The 20,709-nt window shown below is 45.3% G+C and carries 18 protein-coding genes; 3 read left to right on the top strand and 15 right to left on the bottom strand.

From position 1 onward, the window contains the following. Positions 1-3: 3 nt before the first annotated feature. Entirely contained in the window at positions 4-3,912 is a 3,909-nt protein-coding gene (gene hrpA / locus AYW76_RS08590) for an ATP-dependent RNA helicase HrpA (RefSeq protein ID WP_197467791.1), read from the bottom strand. Between the two features lie 248 nt (positions 3,913-4,160). Here hrpA and cysK point away from each other — a divergent pair, with 248 nt between their 5' ends. Continuing rightward, positions 4,161-5,126: a cysteine synthase A gene (gene cysK / locus AYW76_RS08585; RefSeq protein ID WP_067099169.1), complete on the top strand. Its 966-nt coding sequence runs from the start codon at positions 4,161-4,163 to the stop codon at positions 5,124-5,126. 91 nt (positions 5,127-5,217) lie between these two features. Here cysK and AYW76_RS08580 read toward each other — a convergent pair whose 3' ends face one another. The 12 genes from AYW76_RS08580 to AYW76_RS08525 all read right to left on the bottom strand — a co-directional run bounded on the left by AYW76_RS08580 (position 5,218) and on the right by AYW76_RS08525 (position 16,501). After that, entirely contained in the window at positions 5,218-5,451 is a 234-nt protein-coding gene (locus AYW76_RS08580) for a glutaredoxin (RefSeq protein ID WP_067038360.1), read from the bottom strand. 146 nt (positions 5,452-5,597) lie between these two features. Further along, positions 5,598-6,398 (bottom strand): class II glutamine amidotransferase, encoded by an 801-nt coding sequence (locus AYW76_RS08575; protein WP_067038359.1) that lies wholly within the window; start codon positions 6,396-6,398, stop codon positions 5,598-5,600. 4 nt (positions 6,399-6,402) lie between these two features. Then, positions 6,403-8,271, bottom strand: coding sequence for a vWA domain-containing protein (locus AYW76_RS08570; RefSeq protein ID WP_067218547.1), 1,869 nt, complete (start codon positions 8,269-8,271; stop codon positions 6,403-6,405). A 48-nt stretch (positions 8,272-8,319) separates the two neighbouring features. Further along, entirely contained in the window at positions 8,320-8,802 is a 483-nt protein-coding gene (locus tag AYW76_RS08565) for a YcgN family cysteine cluster protein (RefSeq protein ID WP_067218543.1), read from the bottom strand. After that, positions 8,802-9,092, bottom strand: coding sequence for a YcgL domain-containing protein (locus AYW76_RS08560; RefSeq protein WP_067038356.1), 291 nt, complete (start codon positions 9,090-9,092; stop codon positions 8,802-8,804). The genes AYW76_RS08565 and AYW76_RS08560 overlap by 1 nt, the downstream gene beginning before the upstream one ends. 25 nt (positions 9,093-9,117) lie before the next feature. Continuing rightward, positions 9,118-10,257 (bottom strand): ribonuclease D, encoded by a 1,140-nt coding sequence (gene rnd / locus AYW76_RS08555; protein WP_067218540.1) that lies wholly within the window; start codon positions 10,255-10,257, stop codon positions 9,118-9,120. Between the two features lies 1 nt (position 10,258). Next, on the bottom strand, positions 10,259-10,852 hold the full coding sequence (recR, locus tag AYW76_RS08550; RefSeq protein WP_067218537.1) for a recombination mediator RecR: 594 nt from the start codon (positions 10,850-10,852) through the stop codon (positions 10,259-10,261). 15 nt (positions 10,853-10,867) lie between these two features. Beyond that, positions 10,868-11,194: a YbaB/EbfC family nucleoid-associated protein gene (locus AYW76_RS08545; RefSeq protein WP_067038353.1), complete on the bottom strand. Its 327-nt coding sequence runs from the start codon at positions 11,192-11,194 to the stop codon at positions 10,868-10,870. A gap of 21 nt (positions 11,195-11,215) precedes the next feature. After that, the gene (dnaX, locus tag AYW76_RS08540; protein ID WP_067218533.1) at positions 11,216-13,324 is read right to left on the bottom strand and encodes a DNA polymerase III subunit gamma/tau; all 2,109 of its coding nucleotides are present in this window, start codon (positions 13,322-13,324) and stop codon (positions 11,216-11,218) included. Positions 13,325-13,522: 198 nt separating this feature from the next. After that, positions 13,523-14,602, bottom strand: coding sequence for a hypothetical protein (locus AYW76_RS08535; protein WP_067218530.1), 1,080 nt, complete (start codon positions 14,600-14,602; stop codon positions 13,523-13,525). A gap of 161 nt (positions 14,603-14,763) precedes the next feature. Further along, positions 14,764-15,756 (bottom strand): oxygen-dependent tRNA uridine(34) hydroxylase TrhO, encoded by a 993-nt coding sequence (gene trhO, locus AYW76_RS08530; RefSeq protein ID WP_067218526.1) that lies wholly within the window; start codon positions 15,754-15,756, stop codon positions 14,764-14,766. A 91-nt stretch (positions 15,757-15,847) separates the two neighbouring features. After that, entirely contained in the window at positions 15,848-16,501 is a 654-nt protein-coding gene (locus AYW76_RS08525; RefSeq protein WP_067218522.1) for a 2OG-Fe(II) oxygenase, read from the bottom strand. Between the two features lie 93 nt (positions 16,502-16,594). Here AYW76_RS08525 and AYW76_RS08520 point away from each other — a divergent pair, with 93 nt between their 5' ends. After that, positions 16,595-18,340, top strand: a complete 1,746-nt coding sequence (locus AYW76_RS08520; RefSeq protein ID WP_067218518.1) for a DEAD/DEAH box helicase — start codon at positions 16,595-16,597, stop codon at positions 18,338-18,340. An 8-nt stretch (positions 18,341-18,348) separates the two neighbouring features. Here the strand turns inward: AYW76_RS08520 and AYW76_RS08515 are convergent, their stop codons facing one another. Together AYW76_RS08515 and AYW76_RS08510 are read right to left on the bottom strand one after the other, a co-directional pair. Then, positions 18,349-18,930, bottom strand: coding sequence for a TetR/AcrR family transcriptional regulator (locus AYW76_RS08515; protein ID WP_067218515.1), 582 nt, complete (start codon positions 18,928-18,930; stop codon positions 18,349-18,351). A gap of 69 nt (positions 18,931-18,999) precedes the next feature. Then, the gene (locus AYW76_RS08510) at positions 19,000-19,758 is read right to left on the bottom strand and encodes a DUF1499 domain-containing protein (protein ID WP_067218511.1); all 759 of its coding nucleotides are present in this window, start codon (positions 19,756-19,758) and stop codon (positions 19,000-19,002) included. A 195-nt stretch (positions 19,759-19,953) separates the two neighbouring features. On the opposite strand from AYW76_RS08510, the gene AYW76_RS08505 reads away from it, so the two are divergent. Continuing rightward, on the top strand, positions 19,954-20,673 hold the full coding sequence (locus AYW76_RS08505) for a tRNA-uridine aminocarboxypropyltransferase (RefSeq protein ID WP_067218508.1): 720 nt from the start codon (positions 19,954-19,956) through the stop codon (positions 20,671-20,673). Positions 20,674-20,709: the final 36 nt, after the last annotated feature.

Genomic DNA, 20,709 nt, shown 5'->3' with positions numbered 1-20,709 from the left:
GCCTTAAACAAGCTTCTTCACTTCTTGCCATTGTTTTGCTAAACGCTTTTCAGAAATTGGTTCTAGGGTGCCAACCGTTTGCGCAAACAATGATATACGATATTCTTCCAACAACCAGCGATAGCGCGTCAGGTTGGGATCATAGATCCCCTTTTCATCATGCGCTTTTTTCTGGCGTACATATTGTGCCCACAACGTTTCCAGCTCGCCTACCGCGGCATTTTCTTTATTCAAATGATTCTGAAAACGCTCTAAACGTACTTCCACCCCTTTGAAATAACGCGGCAACTGGCCAAGCCAATACAGCGGTGTAGCCCCAATAAACCCAGGATAGACTAAGTTTTCTAGCTGTTTTTTAATATCACCATAAACTATCGTCCAAGGTAGGGGCATAGAGCCTTTCATTTGTTTAGCAACTTTCTGATAAGCTGACAGAACCGAATGCAGTTGCACGCCCATCTCATTAGCGACAGAGATCAATTGACTCTTACGTGACGTCAGTCGCTGCTCAAACTCATCTTTTGTTCTTGGTAACGATTGCTCTTCCAAAAACACTTTTTCAACGATGGCATCCAGTAAATCATGGAGTAGCACTTCTTTCTTGCCAATCGGCGCAAATAACAACATGGATTCACGCAATTTAGGTACATTTCTTTCAAGGTACTTCATGTCCTTGTGGAGTGCTATTTTTAATAATGCGATCACCCCTTTCCGATGAGCTTCTGCTGCAGTGCTCGGGTCATCGTACATTTTTAGTGAGACCGAATGCTCGTTGGCTACGAGTGCAGGAAAAGCGGTAACTTTAATTCCCGCTTGTTTCAGCTCCTGACGCTCAGGCACATCTTGATCAGGCCACTGGGTTAACTCTGCTTGCTCATGTTTTTTGGTGCCAAATTTCGCAAAGCTTTTCTCAACCATTTCGGCAAAACGAGATTGCAACTCCGATAAATCCTTGCCGCTGCCGAGCACTTTGCCACGTTCATCAATCACATCAATGCTCAGCGTCAAATGCCCTTCTAACCGCTCTGCGTTCCACTCCGTAAGTGGTATTTCCACCAAGGTTTCACGCTTAATTTGGAGTGATAATTGCTCCAACAAATCGCCTTTATCCTTAGATAAGTTAGGATAAATACGATCCACAAACTGAGGAATTGGCACAAATCGACGACGTAAAGCCTTTGGTAAGGCTCGAATGAGTGATTCACAGCGTTCCTTCACATAACCCGGCACTGCCCAACCCAGCTCATCTAACGTCAACTGGCGCAACAGTCCGACAGGCACTTTTAATGTGGCACCATCTTTTTGTTGGCCGGGAGCAAACTCATAATCAATCGGCAGCGCGACACCGTTCAATGAATAGTTATCAGGAAACGCAAATTCATCAACGTTAATGTCCTGATTCACTAAGTCATCACGCGTCATCAATAAGAGATCGGGGTTCTGCTTAGCAAAATACTCCACATTTTTCTGATTTCGTACGTCTTCTGGCAGTCGTGTATTATAGAAATGATACACCGCTTCATCATCAACAAGAATATCGCGGGTCCGCAATTTTGCTTCTTGAGTCTCTACCGTTTTAATGAGGTCTTGATTGTATTGAAAAAATTTAGCTTTTGATTTTAAGCCGTGTTCTACCAGCGCCTGGCGAATGAAGACATCGCGGGCATCTGCTGGATTCACGTGCCCGTAGTCAATACGGCGTTTCGCAATCAAGATCAGACCATAAAGCGACACTTGTTCGTTGGCGACAACTCGACCTTGATTACGCTCAAAATGCGGATCGAAATACTGACGTTTAACAAACGGTGCGGCGTATTCTTCCACCCACTGTGGGTCAATCTTCGCCACAATACGCGCATACAATTTAGACGTTTCCACCAATTCTGCGGCCATCATCCATTGTGGCGGACGTTTAAACAGCATAGAACCAGGGAAAATGGCTAACTTACGTGATCGACAACCGAGCATTTCTCGAGAGTCATCAATTTTATTCGCCACCTGTGTAAACAAGCCCGCTAGAAGCGCTTTATGAATAGCATCGTACTGCCGTTCTTCATGATCCACTTCTTTGAAGCCCAGTTGCTTACAAGCAATCAAGATCTGACGATGAATATCACGCCATTCGCGTAGGCGCATAAAGTTTAAAAACTGTTTGCGACAATACTGACGCAGCTGATTTTGGGACAACTCTAAGCGTTGCTCTTCAAAGCGCTGCCAAAGGTTAAGCAATACCATGAAATCCGAGTTTTCATCTTTATCGACGGCATGACATTGATCAGACTGCGTCTTTTTGTCTTGCGGACGTTCACGAGGATCCTGCACTGATAACGCGCTAACAATGATTGCCACTTCTTTTAAAACGTGATGCTCGTTCGCAGCAATCAGCATACGCCCTAATTTAGGGTCAATCGGAAGCTTAGCAAGTTGACGACCTATGGTGGTCAGACGTTCATTTTTCAGAGCTCCTAATTCGGTTAACGCTCGGTAACCATCATTGATCATGCGTTTTTCAGGCATTTCAACAAATGGAAACTTTTCTACCGCACCCAAACGCAAATTGGCCATTTGCAAAATAACGGACGCTAAGTTGGTACGAAAAATTTCAGGATCCGTAAACTCTGAGCGATTTTGGTAATCTTCTTCGTCATATAAACGTATACAGATGCCATCCGCTACACGACCACATCGCCCCGCACGCTGATTGGCACTGGCCTGACTGATCTTTTCGATCGGTAACTGCTGCACTTTGGAACGCACACTATAACGACTGATACGCGCCAAACCTGGATCGATCACATAACGAATGCCAGGAACCGTTAGCGAAGTCTCCGCCACGTTAGTCGATAACACAATGCGTCGACCGCCGTGCGATTTAAAAATGCGTTGCTGCTCACTGCTGCTTAATCGGGCATACAAGGGTAAAACTTCCACCCCTTGCAGTTGTTCTTGTCGCAATAACTCAGCCGTCTCGCGAATTTCACGCTCACCGGGTAAGAAAACCAGTATATCGCCTGCTCCACGGTAACCAGAAGCACGTTCTTCTGCGATCAAAAGCGTCACCGCATCTAATACGCCCTGCTCCATCGACTGATCTTCGTCGAGCTCTTCCGAATCACCTTTGCTCAGTAGTGGCTGGTAACGAATTTCAACGGGATAAGTACGTCCAGAGACTTCAATAATGGGGGCATTATTGAAGTGACGAGAGAATCGCTCAACATCAATGGTGGCTGAGGTGACGATCACCTTCATATCAGGGCGGTTATCCAATACCCGCTTTAGATAGCCTAACAAGAAGTCGATATTAAGGCTGCGTTCGTGGGCCTCATCGATAATAATCGTGTCGTATTTCTGCAGATACTTATCCTGCTGTATTTCAGCCAGCAAGATACCGTCCGTCATCAATTTGATGAGCGTTTCTTGTTGACTTTCATCTGTAAAACGGACTTGGAAGCCTACCGCCTCGCCCAGTTTCACATTCAATTCGTCACTGATACGATCGGCAACGCTGCGCGCAGCGATACGACGTGGTTGCGTGTGACCGATTTGACCAGCAATGCCGCGACCCGCTTGCAAACACATTTTAGGTAACTGAGTGGTTTTACCCGACCCCGTTTCCCCCGCAATGATCACCACTTGGTTTTCTTGGATGGCTTTAACGATTTCATCGCGTCGCCCTGAAACTGGCAACGATTCATCAAACGTGATGTTAGGCATGCGTGCTTGACGCGCCTGATAGAGTGTTTTCGAGGATTCAATTAATCGCGCCACTTCGGTTTCTAACTTTGAAGTAGGCAGACCTTCCCTTCGACGTTTTTCAAGCATCTCTAGCTTTCGAGTAATCGCGTGACGATCTCGTGCCATAAGCTCAGCAGACTGATGCCCTGGCAAATTGGTTTCTTGGTTATCTCGCATGTAGTACTACGGACCTTACAAATACGGCGCCAATACAGACGACTGACGAATGGTAACTGTTTAATATGGATCAGATTCTATCATTAAATGCGGCAATTGGCGTTGACTGTATCGACCACTCAATAAGGATGCACACATCTAACCTTATAGTTCAAAATTCTTACATCGTTTCAGTGGATACGGTTATAGTGGACGACTACAATTGAACTCAATGAATACACTCCCTAAACAATAGATAAGGATGGCCAATGTCTGAACAAGTATTTAACGATAACTCCTTAACCATCGGCAACACACCACTGGTACGTCTTAACCGCATTGGAAATGGAAATATCTGGGCCAAAATCGAAGCGCGCAACCCAGCTTTTTCTGTTAAATGTCGCATTGGCGCTAACATGGTTTGGGACGCGGAAAAACGTGGTGTTCTAACAGAAGGCAAAGCCATTGTTGAGCCGTCAAGTGGTAACACCGGTATTGCTTTATGTTTCGTTGCTGCGGCGCGAGGTTACGACATTACCATCACTATGCCATCCAGCATGAGTCTTGAACGCCGCCAAGTTATGAAGGCATTAGGTGCCACGATTGTGTTAACTGAGCCGGCGAAAGGCATGAAAGGCGCGATCGAAAAAGCGCAAGAAATTGCTCAAGACCCTAACTTTGTTCTGCTACAACAATTTGACAATCCCGCTAACCCAGAAATACACGAACAAACAACTGGGCCTGAAATTTGGAACGATACCAATGGTGAAGTTGATGTCTTTGTCGCAGGTGTGGGTACTGGCGGTACCATCACAGGCGTAAGTCGTTATATCAAAAACACGCAAGGCAAAGCGATCACCAGTGTCGCCGTTGAACCAACCGCCTCTCCGGTGATCACGCAAACCATCAATGGAGAAACACCAACCCCTGCACCTCACAAAATTCAGGGCATTGGCGCAGGCTTCGTACCTAAAAACCTTGATCTGTCTGTTGTTGATCGCGTTGAGCAAGTATCAAACGAAGACGCAATTGCCATGGCAAAACGTCTAATGCGCGAAGAAGGCATTTTGTGTGGTATCTCATGTGGTGCAGCCGTGGTTGCAGCAGAGCGATTGAGCCAAGAAGCAGAGTTTGCAGACAAGAAAATCGTAGTGGTGTTGCCGGATTCCGGTGAGCGCTATCTGTCTACAGCATTGTTTGAAGGTGAATTCAGCGACAACGAACTTGTTCAGTAATCACTAGCTAAGCTTACCGCTGTAATATGAAAACAGGCCCTCAAATTGTGGCCTGTTTTTTTTCACATAAACTGTTGTTTGCTTTAAGCAATTAAACAGTACGAAACAAACTCTGTATATCATCTAGATTACCGACGTACTCTGTACCATAAAACACTTGCGGCGTTCGAGTGGCGTCGTTGGCAAATAAACCCACCAAGTCAGAAGATGCGTTGGCAATGTTCACGCTAATTGTTTCAAATGCAATGTTGTTCTGCGCTAAGGTGTTCTCAGCAGCGCTGCAAAACCCATTATCAGACGCACAGTATAACGTGTAATGTTTCATCAAATATTCCTCTTAACGTTAGATCGCCTTGAATGGCGTTTTTAAGAGCGATTGGCGCCCTTTTAGTAGGGCTAACTATAAAAAGAATATTGATATCCATGAAATCAATTAAAAATATAGATCCGATAGTTTTTTTTAAACCCTAATTACGCATCAAGCATTTCTACCTCAGGCTTAATATGAACAACTAGCTCCCCCGCATCAAACACGCACATCTCACCCGCCCGCATTTGATGCCATGTTTCATTTTCCGTTAATGGCTGCGTCGCGATCACTGTCACCACATCTTTATCAGTTGTCACTTCTTTAAAATCAACGGTCATGTCTTCATCTGACAGAGTGGCTGGCTTAAACGGTGCTCGACGAGTGATCCAATGAAGCTTAGTGGTGCAATAAGAAAACAAATATTGCCCATTAGATAGCATCATATTAAAAACACCTTTCTCTCGCAGTCGGTCGCATAGCTCGGTAAGTGTTTCTGAAAGCGCTTGTACATCGGGCATGGTATCGCCAAAACGTGCCATCAGCTGCTCTATGATCCAACAAAACGCTCGTTCAGAATCCGTTGTCCCTAGAGGGAAATGGGTTAATAGCGACAAACTTTGAGGCGTATCCAACTGGCCATTATGGGCATAACTCCAAGTTGTATCCCACAACAATCGGCTAAATGGATGCGTATTAGGCAAACACACATTGCCTACATTCGCTTGGCGAATATGGCTGATAACAATGTGACACTTCAACGAGGTTTTACTCATCACATCGGCCATGTCTGAATCTGCACTTGGCCGCGGATCGTGTATTGACCAAACGTGGCTGTCTCGATACATCGCCATACCCCAACCATCTTTATGGGGACCGGTTCGACCGCCTCGGGCACGTAGGCCCGAGAAACTAAAGCAAATGTCCGTTGGCACATTTGCGCTCATTCCAAGCAACTCACACATTAAATTAATCTACTTTTAGCTGTTTACGTTTTTTACGGATGCGACGAAAGATTAAATAGCCGCCCACGAGTAAAATCACACCGGCACCATTTAGCGCGCCGTATAGTATCCATTCACTACTGGAAAGTCCCGCGGGCTCTTCTTTCGCTTTAGTGTCATCTATCGACTCATTAATAGCAGCATCGACAGCCTCATCTTGCTGACTGGCTGGATCGATTTCCTCCATTTCTTCCTGGGATACCAGCGCAATTTGTGGCGTCACAACAACCGGCATTAAGTCACGATTTATCGCCGCAACCGCCGCCATTTCAGCCCCACCTTCATCCCGTGATTGACTCAGTTTAACGACATCAGCGCCATTACGATTTAGGTACCATGAAGGCGTAGAATACTCGAAACGAACACCAGTTTGAGTAATGCCGATTAAACGTATGTGAGCACTCAACGCACTGTTTGGCGCAACTGGGTAAATTTTTTGCCAGTACCCCTCACCAATTAAGGGCATTTCAAGGGACTCTTCGCTACCATCACCACTTGTGATAATTAAACGTGCATTACTGCGAAGCAAATTTAAGCGCAAGTTCGTTGGCTTAGCAGAAAAAGCCACTAAGTTTTCACTCTGGCGCTCTGCTTCCAATGAAATCGGTGCTGTCACTGCAAAAAATTGGCTAAGTTTGCGAACAAAAGTTTTTCCGTCTACTTCTGAAATCAACTCATAGTTGCCTTCACCCGTAATTTGCTCAATTTTATTCTTGAATTGATTATTAGTGATGGGTAATGGACGATTAAGGAGTTGTTTCGTACTCTCACCACTCAGCAGATTCAGTTTTTGCTTGGTCTCAACTAATGACAGTACCTCGGGATCTTCAATCAGAGTGTTATCTTGGAACAGTCCGACGGTCGAATAAATAGGTTCATTCACAAACAAAACCGGAGCGACTTTGGTGGCTTGAGCGCTGAGTTTGGTGATCACACGAATGTTACTGCGCTCTAAATCGACATCCTCTACTTTCCATGTCCCCACACTTGGCTTAGTAATGGTAACCAACAAATAATGATCCGCATCGACATAAGAGACATTCTGCGCCTCCATTTTCAACCGTTGGCCGCTTGGCAAAAATACTTTTGGTGAGACGCCTTGCTCATGAAATATGAGTAAGGTGGCCTCTTCAATAGCGTCATCAATAAAGAATGTATTACCTTCAAAAGGTACTTCTTCTGACGGTGCCGCTTGTGAAAAGACTCGATCAAAGGTATCTAACAAGTCATTTGGCGTAGCAACTTCTGTATGTGTTGCATCCGTTAACGTCGAGACTGATGACAGCAGCTCTTTATCGGTATATCCCGTCATGGAAACTGTATGCAAATGGATATTACGTTCAGCCAACTGACTGGCCAAATCGTTCATAATCCGAGAACGAGAAGCTTCATTCACCGCTTCATCCAAGCTTACATCCACCATACCATCGGTGACCAAGATCCAATGGCGATCAAAGCCTGGCTCTAAATCCCCAGCATCAGGTGTTTGCAGCAACATTCTAATTATCGATTCTAAATCCGTCTTCAAATCACCTGGCGTGTAATTACTAACAGCTTGGCTTAATGCCTGTTTCGTTTCTTGATTGACACGTGCTTCTGGTAGCAACACTCGGGCACGCTCTCCAAATAGCCAGACACCCAGAGTAGCTTGTTCTTCAGGTGCTAAATCGGAAATGAGTTTTAAAGACTCGGCGGTTAATTTGTCAGGATCACTGATCAACATACTGCCAGAGGCGTCTACAATGAGACGAAATTGTGTGTCAGCAGCAGCCCAGGGGGCTATTGTAAGAAGTATCATCACCAAACAACTGTTGACGTGCTTTCGTATAACCATCTTCTTACTCCTGAGCAACTGCTTTATATGCTAATTCGAAGGATTGCCCTAATAAGTAGGATCATAGGGCTCGGGCATTCCGTGTACCCATTTGATTATATGTTCTTCCCAACGCTCTTCGTCAACGGTGTTTTCGTTAACGGCGTAATGGCTAACATTTAGGCCTTGAGTTTTCATTTCTCGATCACTGCCCACCACAAGTGGATGCCAGTTCGGTAAATCGCCCGTTTGATGCAGTACTCGATAGCTACAAGTGTCGGGCAGCCAATCAAACGCTGCGACATCTTCCGGCCTAAGAGACAAGCAGCCTTCGACCTTTTCAAGACGCTGATCATAGACTTTACAACGGCAAGCATTAATATCTAATTGGTGACACGACAGGTTGGTGTAATACACCTCTTCTGTCTCATCATCTACCATTTTCTGTAAACAGCACTTGCCACAGCCATCACAAATAGACTCCCATTCACTGGGGGACATTTGCGCCATCGGCGTGGTCTTCCAAAAAGGTTCGTAACGCTTTGCAATCATCAGTAACGAGCTTCCGTCGGCGCTTTATACATATCCAATAAATACTCTTCCCGAGCGGGTGGCATTTGCAAATAAAAACCTTTCTCTTTAATCGATTCCATAACGTCTGTAGCGTTCGCTCGAGCCAATTTTTGATCTGGTTTAATCAGCATTGTCATTGCACTAATGCCCGCGCCAAAGCGAGACATTAATGCTTCTGGAATGTTCTTTAACCCTTTGTTTTTCTCAACATAAAGGTACATTTCGTCCACTTTTGATGAGCGGAAAATTTCAATAATCATGTGACTCATGATAGTTACTCAGTAAGTAATAGTATTAGTTTGCGAATTTTTCTAACAAAGGTGCAACCACCTTATCTTTGCGCCAGCCATTAAACGCTGGATTCGACCAATCCATCGGTGAGCCTTCATAAACATGTCGCATCAAGGGATCCAACAATTTACGTTTTAACACCACTTCCGGTGCCAGCTCCAGTTGCTGAGCAAGTTGCTTTGAATACGCTCGCATCGCCTTTGATAAATCACCGGCTTCGGAAGGCAGTGGAGCAGGCAATGGTTTTTGGTATTCATCGGCACTCAACTCATTCACCAATGCAATTTTTTCAAGCACTGTATCGGAATATAAGCGCACTTGCTTAGGCGTAATTTCTTCTGTCTTGCCTATATCACGCGCGTTATCCGGCATAAACTTAGCCAGCGCCCATAATGTACGGTCTTTCAGCACTTGGCCACGGGGCGTATCGTTTGCGCGAGCTCGCTCATCACGCCACAAGTACAGTAAACGCAACAACGTCAGGCCTTTCGGACTTAAACGCCAAGCCGCTTTCACACCATCCCAATTCTGCTCAGCATCATTATTTTGCAAATATTGCCATTTAAGACTTTCGCAATCTTCTAGCACCCAATCGAGCATGTTTTTCGCGATTAAACGCTCTACCTGCATTGGGTATACTTCAGCAAGATATATAACATCTAAGGCTGCATAACGTTTTTGCGCGTCCGTTAAAGGGCGAAGAGTCCAATCAGATCGCGTCTCATCTTTGGCAACATCGATATCAAGGTAGGCTTTCACTAACTTAACATAGCTTAACGACCATTGTGCACTGGCAAACGCTTCACCGATTTGAGTGTCATAAAAAGGTGTCGGCAACACGCCTAAAAGGTGATCAAAGACATCTAAGTCTTCAGAGCAGGCATGAAAGACTTTCATAACGTCTTCATTAACCAATAGCGCGCGCAATGGTGACCAATCTGAGATGGTTTGTGGATCAATTAAGACCGCTTGCTTGCCTTCAGAAATTTGAATCAAGCCTGTCACTGGGTAAAAAGTCGTGCGACGCACAAACTCAGTATCCACTGCAACAAAAGACAATGTGGACCAGTAATCACACCACTTCGCCAGTGCTGCATCGTTATCCACCCAAACAATATCGAGATTTTGGTTTTGTGTATCCATGTTATAGTCTTTTCCGGCCTTCTAATGCTAACGCTAGCGTATTACCGTCAACATATTCTAATTCGCCGCCCATCGGTACACCCTGAGCTATACGACTGACGTCTACTCCGTGAGGTTTCAGCATTTGCGCAATGTAATGGCTAGTCGCTTCACCTTCTACGGTACTGTTTGTAGCAATGATAACTTCTTCAACACCGACTTTTTTAGCCAGTGTCTCTAAGCGATCTAAGCCAAGCTCTTCTGGTCCAATGCCATCAATCGGGGAAAGATGCCCAAGCAGAACAAAATACAATCCATCAAACTGCTTAGTACTTTCAATGGCAATCACATCAGCAGGCGTTTCAACAATACATAAACGACTGCTGTTACGCTGATCGTCAGCGCATATAGGACAGAGCGTATCCTCGGTCAAAGTGCGGCACTGATGACAGCGCCCCACTTTATCCAATGCTTGACGAAGAGACTGAGCGAGTCGATCAGCCCCTTGGGAATCGCGTTCTAATAAATAGAGCGCCATTTTTTGCGCGGACTTAGGCCCAACACCCGGTAAACAGCGCAGGGACTCAATCAGCTCTTTAATTAATGGGCTGAACAAGTGTCCACTCCTATCTTAGAAAGGCATTTTGAAACCAGGAGGAATCGGCATGCCTTCTGTCGCAGCCGCCATTTTCTCTTTAGAAGCCGATTCAATGTTACGCACGGCATCATTAATGGCCGCCGCTACTAGATCTTCTAGCATTTCTTTGTCGTCTTCAAACAGAGAGTCATCGATTGAAACACGTTTCACATCATGACGACCTGTCATTGTGATTTTCACAAGGCCTGCACCCGCTTGGCCTTCAACTTCCATATTGCCCACTTCTTCTTGGGCTTTTTGCATGTTTTCTTGCATTTTTTGCGCTTGGCGCATCATGTTGCCCATACCACCTTTAAACATAACTCTCTCCAAATATAGTAATTAAGCTTTCACTTTAACTGTGTCATAAAGAACTTGGCCACCCAACGTTTCCGCTAACGCTTGAACCACTGGGTGCGCATTTAAATGATTGATCGCAGCTTGCAGTGCTTCGGCACGCTTGCTTGCCGCAAACTCTTCGGCCGTCACACCTTCCACCTCAGCCAGCGTATCGATAATAAGTGGCACTGGCGCAGCGAAAAATTCCGATAACTGGTTTTGTATTTGCTCATAACGAGCTTGATTTAACATATGCCCGTATTCAAGTGGAACTTGTAATTTCACCCCTTGCTCTGAAGCATCCATCAAACAAGAGTTCATAATTATATTTTGGACCAATCCAGTTAATTTCAAGCGTGGCGCCACCAACCACCATAGATTCATGGTCATATCTTTAAAATGCGCAATGTCTGGCAACGGAATTGCCAATGCTGGCTGAGCAACTGTATCGGGCTGCTTTTCAATTAAAGCCGGTTTATCTGATACAGTCTCCACCAGATTTGCTGACATCGCGTATGGGTCTGAGGTTTCTGCAATGGCTCGCTCATCGGCCTCATCGTCCGTTTCTTCTTCTGCTGCATTGGAGTCATTCAGCATTTTAGAGAGACGAGCACTAGGATCGACCGACACTTTTGGCTGAGACGTCGTAGCCGGTACCGCTTCTGTAACAACCGGCTCAGGTGGCAATGATTCAGGCACAGCATAATCCGCTACCGACGCTTGGTACTCATTGTCTTCGTCGTCAGGTAATGACTCATCCCATGGCGGAGTTTGCTCATTCGTCAACGACGGTTCAGCAGGTGCTACTGGAACTGGCGTTTCTGCTAGCGTCTCAACCGGTGTCGCTGTAACCGCATCCCCTTGGTCATACTCAGTTTTAGCAGGTGTTACTTCTGCATCACTCGCAGGCAAAACCGTAGCGGCTATATTCGACTCAGCTGTTTTTTTTTGCTCGACTGTCGGTTCAGGTTCTCGATAAGGGGCAACGGGCTCAGAAGGCGCTTCGTAACGTACAGTCATCTGAGTGGCTGGTCGAAATGCGATTAGGCGAAACATCAACATTTCAAAGCCGGATTTAATCGAGTGAGACAAAGGAAGATCGCGTCGGCCAATTAACAAACTTTGGTACATCACCTGTATTTCTTCAGGCGAGACATTGTGTGCCAATTGCTGAATACGAGCTAAATCCCCCATCTGATCTTGCAGCACACCAGGTACTTGTTGCTCAACTGCCACGCGGTGCAATGCATCCAACAAGGCACCACAGATTGAAATGAAGTCCGGCTGATAATCTGCCAACGCTTCGATTTTTATCAATGTTTGAGCCGCGTCTTTTGCCGCAACGGATTCTAATAAAGATAAAATCTGAGTCTGGTTGACCAATCCCAGCATAGATGTCACACCGGTTTCGGTAATTTTACCATCACCAAAGGCGATCGCTTGATCCGTCAAACTCAACGCGTCTCGCATACTGCCATTAGCTGCTTGACCAATTTGCCACAAGGCCGGTTGGTCATAGCTGACTTGCTCGGAGCCAAGAACGGTTTGTAAATAATCAACCACTCGCTGTGCCGACATATTCTTAAGATTAAACTGCAAACAGCGAGAAAGAATCGTCACAGGTAGTTTTTGTGGATCCGTCGTCGCTAGTAAAAACTTAACATGCTCAGGCGGTTCTTCTAGGGTTTTTAGCAGCGCGTTAAATGAATGACTCGACAACATGTGCACCTCGTCTATTAGGTACACCTTGAAACGCCCTCGTGTGGGTGCGTATTGGACGTTCTCCAATAGCTCTCGGGTGTCTTCGACTTTGGTACGCGACGCCGCATCCACTTCAATTAGGTCAACGAAACGTCCTTCCGTGATTTCACGACAGCTGTCGCATTCGCCACACGGCTCAGGAGAAATACCATTCACCTCACAGTTTAGACATTTTGCGAAAATTCGTGCGATGGTGGTTTTACCTACCCCGCGAGTCCCCGTAAACAAATAGGCGTGGTGTAGACGCTGCTGCCGCAACGCATTCACTAATGCTTGTAATACGTGGTCTTGGCCTGCCATTTCAAGGAAGGTTTGCGGACGCCATTTTCGTGCGAGTACTTGATAGCTCATGCAATCTAATCTGGTGATAAATGGGGTTGCTTAATCACAACTTTGAGCCGCAATCTTATACTTTAAAAGCTTGAATAACGACTTGATAATGTACTGAATTTTAAGCTTTTTCAGCCTAAAAAGGAATGAGCAGAAGGGAAATCTCTTTTGTTTCAAGGAAACACCCGTTAGACAGGGCTGTATAACGGGTTGTAGCGCTTATTTACGATCGATCAATTTAAAGCCATCTGGAACCTCAAATCGGCTAGTGTGCTCGCCAGACATTTGAGCGGATTTCACTTCGCGCAAGTATGTCAACACTGGCTCGCCTTCTTTAAGCCCCATCCAAGACTTAACACCTTTCTCTGCTTGCTTAGACAAGAAACCGGTCGCCATCCCTTGCAAAGAGCCAAGTGGGTCATTGGCATCAAAGCCAGCACCTTGTTCTTGTTCCGCTTTTGCAGGCTCCTGACAGGTGTTTATATCTGCGTACCATTCCATTTTAACGGAAATGGGCTCTCCCCCAACAGACGTCAGTTTTTTCAGCTCTTTTTCTTTACCGGCACTGAAAATAGTCATGATCTCTGCGATATTTTCGTTCGCTAGCTGAGCCAGCGGTGTTGGCGCAATGGCGGTATCGTAATACTTTTTATCAAATGCATGAGCGGCTTGTAATGCTTGGTTAGAAGCCGTATTCGCCATCCAATAGTCCATCGTAACAACATGACTGTCTTGTTTACCGTATTCATCTTCGCTAACTAAATCCCAGCGAGCAACATATTGGTCTGCCATGAAACCGTTCACATCACGTTGACGAGCTTTTGGTGTAACAGTGAAGTCATATTTCTTTACGGTCACCTCACAAGAGTCTGTGCCATTAGGATCATAATCGACCTCGGCCTCCTCAGAGTCGTCTTCACCTAATTGTTCCAACTTTTCAAATGGACTCAAAGACGTACAACCGGTTAATGGGCACTCTTGATAATTTTCAAGGTCAAAATTAACGTCCCAAATTAGGTTTTTATCTAAACGAGTAATCAACGCCTGATTACCACCACCCAACATTTTGTTGACGATCCAGGAATCGTACTCAACTTCTGACTTAACAACACTTTTATCTGCAACGGTATAGCGCGTTTGCTTTGTCGTCACCTCAGGCAGCAAAACACCACCTATATGCATATTAACGTTCAAAACACTGGTATCAACAACAGGCGTATTGTCTGCCACTTGCCCAGCACAGCCAGTCAAAAATAGCGTAACACCCGACAAGGCAATCAAAGATTTAGAATAATGCACTTAAAAATCCTTCTAGATTCGTACATAAAAGATCAGAGCACGACTCACTCACACTCTTTGCTAACGCCAGATAGTAATCGTTACTTTTTGTAACTTCAAGCACACAAAAAAGGCCAACACATGTTGACCTTTAAAAAAATGGACTAATCAGTCAAAAAAGACTAGTTGGACGCCTGACCCGCCAAACGCTGACGTTCACGCTCTAACTCTTTCTCACGGCGGTGCTTTTCAACCGCATCTAGCACTTCAGCACCAATGTGAGCTTCGCCACGCTCTTTCGCTAACTGCACTTGACGCTCACGCTCAATGAATCGGCGGCGCTGCTCATCCGTGTATTTGTCAAAGCAATGAGAGCAGCTGACACCTTGCTCAAAGCGCTCATCTTGCTTCTCTTCTTCTGTGATCGGCATACGACACGCATGACATTGTCCGTATTCACCCTTTTCAAGCTTATGATTCACAGAAACACGATTATCAAACACAAAACATTCGCCCTGCCACATAGTGTCTTCTTCTGGCACTTCTTCCAAGTACTTCAGAATACCGCCTTCTAAGTGATAAACCTCATCAAACCCTTGCTCTTTCAAGTAAGCCGTCGATTTCTCACAGCGGATACCGCCAGTACAGAACATCGCAACCTTTTTGTTCTTCTGAGGATCAAGGTTCTCTTTGACGTAATCAGGAAATTCACGGAAGGTATCGGTCTTAGGATTTACCGCATTTTCAAAAGTACCAATTTGGAATTCGTAGTCATTACGGGTATCAATCAACACAACATCTGGATCAGAAATTAGAGCATTCCAATCTTTTGGCTTAACGTACGTACCGACAACTTTACGAGGGTCGACACCTTCAACACCCATCGTAACGATTTCTTTCTTCAGCTTAACTTTGGTGCGGTAGAACGGCATGTCTTCATCAAAGGATTCTTTGTAGACGATATTATCCAAACCCGGTTGTTGAGCCAACCACGCCAGCATGGCATCGATGCCTTCACGAGTACCGGCAACCGTACCATTAATACCTTCACTTGCTAGCAGCAAAGTACCACGCACACCATTGTCTTCTAACACTTGACGAAGCGGTTCACGCAACGCTTCGTAGTTATCTAACTGAACAAATTTATATAAAGCACATACCACAACTTTTGACACGTCTATCTCTCCTAATGCGTTCTGGAACGTAAAACCAGAGCCTTTAATTGAAGGCGCGCATTATAGAGAAAAGAGGAGTTGATTGCGAATTTTATTGACCCGGGTCAACATTGTTTTGAATGCTATTGTTAACGCGAAACCAGCCAGCAATGCTGTGACGTGTTCGCTTAGCCGTAAGCACTTCATGAGGAAAATCTTCACTCAGAAACACGGCTAAACGCCCTTTGATTGGGGCATAGCGACCCACTTCTTTGTTTTCATCCTGCTCATCAAACAAAACAAAATCACCGCCATCTTGATCGCCCCATGCTTCATTGAGATACAGCACCGTTGACAGCACACGATTACTTTTACCCTTGAACGCATCCACATGCTTTTCGTAAAAAGCACCTTCTTCATAACGTGCAAAATGCGCCTCGTAATCCCAAAGCCCCATGAACAATCGACGATTAAACGCTAAACGCAACTCTGACATGGCATCCAAAAAAGCCGCACGAGCGGACGTCACTGGATCAATCCAACGAATATAATCACTGCGCCGATTCAAAACAACCTGATGATCGCTCGAGCGCCCCACCCCGGCCTGCTTCATATAGGCGTTATCAAGCTCCGAAATATCCGCTAGAAGCGCTTCAATCAATTCCTCTGAAAAGAACCCATCTGTTACGCTCCACCCCTTTTCACAAATATCCGCAACCACTTGATCAAACGGCGTGTGGGAAGTGAACGGCTGGATAACACTCATAAAGGAAACCTATTATCTATGAAGATTGTAAAGCGGCGAATGATACTGTAGCGTGCCCGCGAGAACACTCATTATTAGACGATTTCTTTGCAAATGTATCAACTACGTGACTATCAGAAAGAGGCCGTAGACGCCACTTTGAATCATTTTCGCAGCACCGACGATTCGGCTGTGATTGTCCTACCGACGGGCGCTGGGAAAAGTCTCGTCATAGCCGAGCTGTGCCGCTTAGCTCGCCAAAAAGTTATCTGCTTGACCCACGTAAAAGAACTGGTAGAACAAAACCATCAAAAGCTCACAGCACTTGGCGTCGATGCAGGGATTTATTCTGCAGGACTGGGCCGAAAAGACACCCAAAACAAAGTGTCCTTCGCCAGCATTCAGAGCATTGCTCGTGGCCTTGAGCAGCATAATGAGCCACTATCATTACTCATTATTGATGAATGCCACCGCATTCCTAAATCCGAACAAGGCCAGTATCATGCGGTTATTCAGCATTTCAAAAAACTCAATCCAGCCTTAAAAATCTTAGGGCTAACGGCCACTCCTTACCGCCTACACAGCGGCTGGATCTATCAAAACCATTATTGGGGCTTTGCGCGAGAAACAGACAACCCGTTTTTCAAAAAATGTATTTATGAATTACCACTGCGACGCCTCGTAAAATCGGGGTACTTAACAGAGCCTAAAGTCTTTGATGCCGCAGTTGCTCACTACGACTTTAGTCAGTTCCTCAGCAATGAATACAACGAAGACCAGACCCCCGTTGAACAACAACTCAACGAACTGGTTAGCAAACATCCTCGCGTCACCAAAGCCATCTGTGAACAGATAGAAGAGCTAGCAAAAAACAGACTGGGGGTGATGATTTTCGCCAGCACCGTTGAACACGCCAAAGAAATAATGGGGTACTTACCGGCTGAACACTCTCAAATCGTTACTGGCGACACAGCGATCACTAAGCGGGACCAAATCATTCATGACTTTAAGCAGCAAAAAATCAAATATCTAGTGAATGTTTCGGTGCTCACTACTGGGTTTGATGCACCACACGTGGATGTAATCGCTTTATTACGCCCCACAGAATCGGTTAGTTTATTCCAACAGATGGTTGGTCGAGGTCTACGCTTACACCCCAATAAACAGGACTGCCTAATCTTAGATTACACCAACAGCGGCTATGATGTTTTCCAGCCCGAGATAGGTTCGCAAAAACCCAACAGCAAGTCTCAATTGGTTCAAGTGGAATGCCCGCAATGCGAGCATCAGAATATATTCTGGGGCATAAAAGCCGCGGACGGCACACTTGTTGAACACTATGGTCGCCGATGCCAAGGGCTAGTAGAGACATTAGACGGTAAATTTCAATGCGATTATCGCTTTGTGTTCAAGCGCTGCCCATACTGCAATGAAGAGAATGACATAGCCGCACGCCATTGCCAGCACTGTCATGAACGACTCATCGACCCAGACGACATTCTAAAAAAAGCGTTAAATTTAAAAGGCCATAAAGTCATACGCTGCCAAGCCATTTCCGCTTCCATAAACGGCAACAAACTAACCGTTCGTTATCATGATGAAGATGGCGAAGAGCTTAAACAAACCTATAATTTTGACTTTACAAAAGGGCGCGATAGCTTCAATCAAGAATTTGCCCGCCGCCTTGGCGGTGGCACTACACCAGTAGAATTTGATAAGGCAGAGCAAGTCGCCCCTTTTATCGAACACTTACCTCACCCAGACTTTGTTATCGCCGAACAGACCAAACGCTATTGGCAAGTCACCCAATTACTTTTTGACTACCAAGGCCCCTATAGAAAAGCAAACGAGGTACGCTAGGCCTAGCGCTATTTGACTGCGTTTTCATAAGACACTTTAAAAGGTAGATTTAGACTTTCCAAGCGCTGCATTGCTCGCTTGGAAAGAAACGCGTTACCGGGTATTGACTCAATAAAAACCAACCAATAATTAGCAAGCATATTCTCAGAAAAAATACGTGCTGTTTTCTGATCAATACCAACCGCTTCAAATCGCTTACTAATTCCTTCACTAATAGACAGCATCTGTTGCGTGTGAAATCCGCCATTAAGCACGCTGTCGGTCATGATATTTTTAGTAAACTCTAAGTGACTGGCATAGAAAGGAAAAAGGGTTTGGGCAATTTGCAGAAGATATTCGGTGGGAGATAACGTTGGTTTAAAAGTCCCTATCGCTGCGTTTAAAGCTGCATCCATTTCATCAAAATAGATTTCTTTCACTAAATCTAATTTATCAGGAAAATGTACAAAAAACGTCCCTACTGCCACACCAGCCAAGCGGCTGATTTCACGTGTGGTCGTAGCATCTATACCATGATCAGAAAATGATTGTTTTGCCGCGTCTTTGATTTTGGCTCGAGTAGTGGCTTTTTGTTGAGTACGACGATTCACAGTAACTTACTCCACGTGTCAGACTCAGTGAGTCTAACCAAAAGCAAGCAGCGGGTGAACATCAAAACATCAGATTCTGGAAGCAAGCCCTATCGGCGCAGGTTTCAAACGACTACCAAGCTCACCTAAGAAGCCTATGATTCGTTCTGCATTGTTACCATGATCAGACTCGCCAGACCGCGAACAAGAACGCATGTCCACCACTACAAACTCATCCTGACGAGTAAGACGAATGACTATGTCGTTACGCATACCAAAAATAGGGGTTCGAGCCGTAGCTTCAATCACGCCAGCATTAGGGTATTGAGAGACCACATCCCAACCACGCTCTTTTACCAATTGAATCGCTTCAATGTAGGCTTGCTTAAACGGTGTTTCGAGTATCAAAGGTTTAACATTAGGATAATGCTTTTGCTGCAGTGATGCCCAGGCTTCATCGTAGACAAGATCATGCTCAGAGCCCTTACGAAGAAAAGCAATATTGATAAAAATAGGGGGATTTTCAAAATCAGTCGTGATGTCATATAAGTCTGGCAAAGCTGACTTTTGCGTATACAAACCAACCCACATAACACTGTATATAAAAGAGACAACCGCTACTAATATAAAGAACCTTCGACCACCTGCACTGCACTCGCGTCGACAGACCAACAAAGACGCTAACGTGAGCACGGTAAGCGCTATAGCAGCAAACACCGTTTTGCGTAACAAACCAAAAGCGGTATGGGGATCAATGAAGCCCACTCGAACACCGGCAATTGAGAAGAACGCTGCGCACCCAATTAACATCAGTAAAACGTACAACACGGGCGAAATGTAACGACTCATAATCCACTCATAAAAACATCACTTGGCTAACCTTAGCGTGACATGGAGCCAGTAGATAGTAAGCATCTCAGAGTTCTGCAGTGATTCCATTAAATTTGCATATTTTGCGTAAAGCCCACTGATTTTTAATAGAAAATTATAATTAAACACGTCACACTAGCCAGCTCTAGAATAACCCTGCCAAACATGAACACTATGACACGCAATCGTACCCACCTAAGCCCTCGAAAACATCCGCTGCATTGCGTTGATCAGCTAAGAGAAGCCGCCAAACAAAACAGTCAGAGAGCATTTATAGCTCGAGGCGCCAACGCAGAACGTTGCCCGTGCTGCTTAATGGCATCGTTCGCGTGCTTTTGCGATCAAAGAACACCTCATACCAGCCCAATAAACTTCACACTGCTATTTCATTACACAGAAATACACAAACCAACGAATAGCGGGCGCTTAATTGCAGACTTATTTCCAGAACAAACAAAAGCATTCATCTGGTCGCGAACAACCCCTGATCAAGAACTACTCGACCATTTGGATCACTTTAGAGGAAAAAGCATCATCCTATTCCCCGATACCGAAAAAAGGACCGCGTTAAATAAAGACCTAGAACGCCCGGCTTCGCTTGAGACACCTATAAACGTCATTATTCTTGATGCCACCTGGCGCCTGGCCAGCAAGATGCTTCACCAAAGCCGATGGCTTGATGACATACCCACCTTCGCTGTCAGTGATGACGCTCAACGTTCCTTTAAAGTACGACACGCTAAACACGATAATCAGTTTGCCACTGCAGAAGTCGTTGCCATGCTACTTGCTCAAGCCAATGCAGAAACACAAAGCACTGCCCTAGCCAACTATTATCGAGTATTTAATGATCACAGCATGTGGAGCCGCAGAAGACACAACAGCCCAATATAACATTCACCCTAAGACCACCCCCCACTAAAGTCGTCC

This window comes from Marinomonas gallaica (assembly GCF_001639745.1).
Classification (GTDB): domain Bacteria; phylum Pseudomonadota; class Gammaproteobacteria; order Pseudomonadales; family Marinomonadaceae; genus Marinomonas; species Marinomonas gallaica.
This window is presented reverse-complemented; position numbering and strand designations above follow the sequence as displayed.

What these genes read in the sequence shown, in the direction of transcription:
- AYW76_RS08570 (WP_067218547.1), bottom strand. Translation starts at nt 8,271, where the DNA reads ATGGTTATACGAAAGCACGTCAACAGTTGTTTGGTGATGATACTTCTT.
- AYW76_RS08580 (WP_067038360.1), bottom strand. Translation starts at nt 5,451, where the DNA reads ATGAAACATTACACGTTATACTGTGCGTCTGATAATGGGTTTTGCAGC.
- AYW76_RS08560 (WP_067038356.1), bottom strand. Translation starts at nt 9,092, where the DNA reads ATGAGTCACATGATTATTGAAATTTTCCGCTCATCAAAAGTGGACGAA.
- AYW76_RS08520 (WP_067218518.1), top strand. Translation starts at nt 16,595, where the DNA reads ATGTATCAACTACGTGACTATCAGAAAGAGGCCGTAGACGCCACTTTG.
- AYW76_RS08525 (WP_067218522.1), bottom strand. Translation starts at nt 16,501, where the DNA reads ATGAGTGTTATCCAGCCGTTCACTTCCCACACGCCGTTTGATCAAGTG.
- AYW76_RS08505 (WP_067218508.1), top strand. Translation starts at nt 19,954, where the DNA reads ATGACACGCAATCGTACCCACCTAAGCCCTCGAAAACATCCGCTGCAT.
- AYW76_RS08545 (WP_067038353.1), bottom strand. Translation starts at nt 11,194, where the DNA reads ATGTTTAAAGGTGGTATGGGCAACATGATGCGCCAAGCGCAAAAAATG.
- AYW76_RS08565 (WP_067218543.1), bottom strand. Translation starts at nt 8,802, where the DNA reads ATGATTGCAAAGCGTTACGAACCTTTTTGGAAGACCACGCCGATGGCG.
- AYW76_RS08510 (WP_067218511.1), bottom strand. Translation starts at nt 19,758, where the DNA reads ATGAGTCGTTACATTTCGCCCGTGTTGTACGTTTTACTGATGTTAATT.
- dnaX (WP_067218533.1), bottom strand. Translation starts at nt 13,324, where the DNA reads ATGAGCTATCAAGTACTCGCACGAAAATGGCGTCCGCAAACCTTCCTT.
- cysK (WP_067099169.1), top strand. Translation starts at nt 4,161, where the DNA reads ATGTCTGAACAAGTATTTAACGATAACTCCTTAACCATCGGCAACACA.
- rnd (WP_067218540.1), bottom strand. Translation starts at nt 10,257, where the DNA reads ATGGATACACAAAACCAAAATCTCGATATTGTTTGGGTGGATAACGAT.
- AYW76_RS08575 (WP_067038359.1), bottom strand. Translation starts at nt 6,398, where the DNA reads ATGTGTGAGTTGCTTGGAATGAGCGCAAATGTGCCAACGGACATTTGC.
- hrpA (WP_197467791.1), bottom strand. Translation starts at nt 3,912, where the DNA reads ATGCGAGATAACCAAGAAACCAATTTGCCAGGGCATCAGTCTGCTGAG.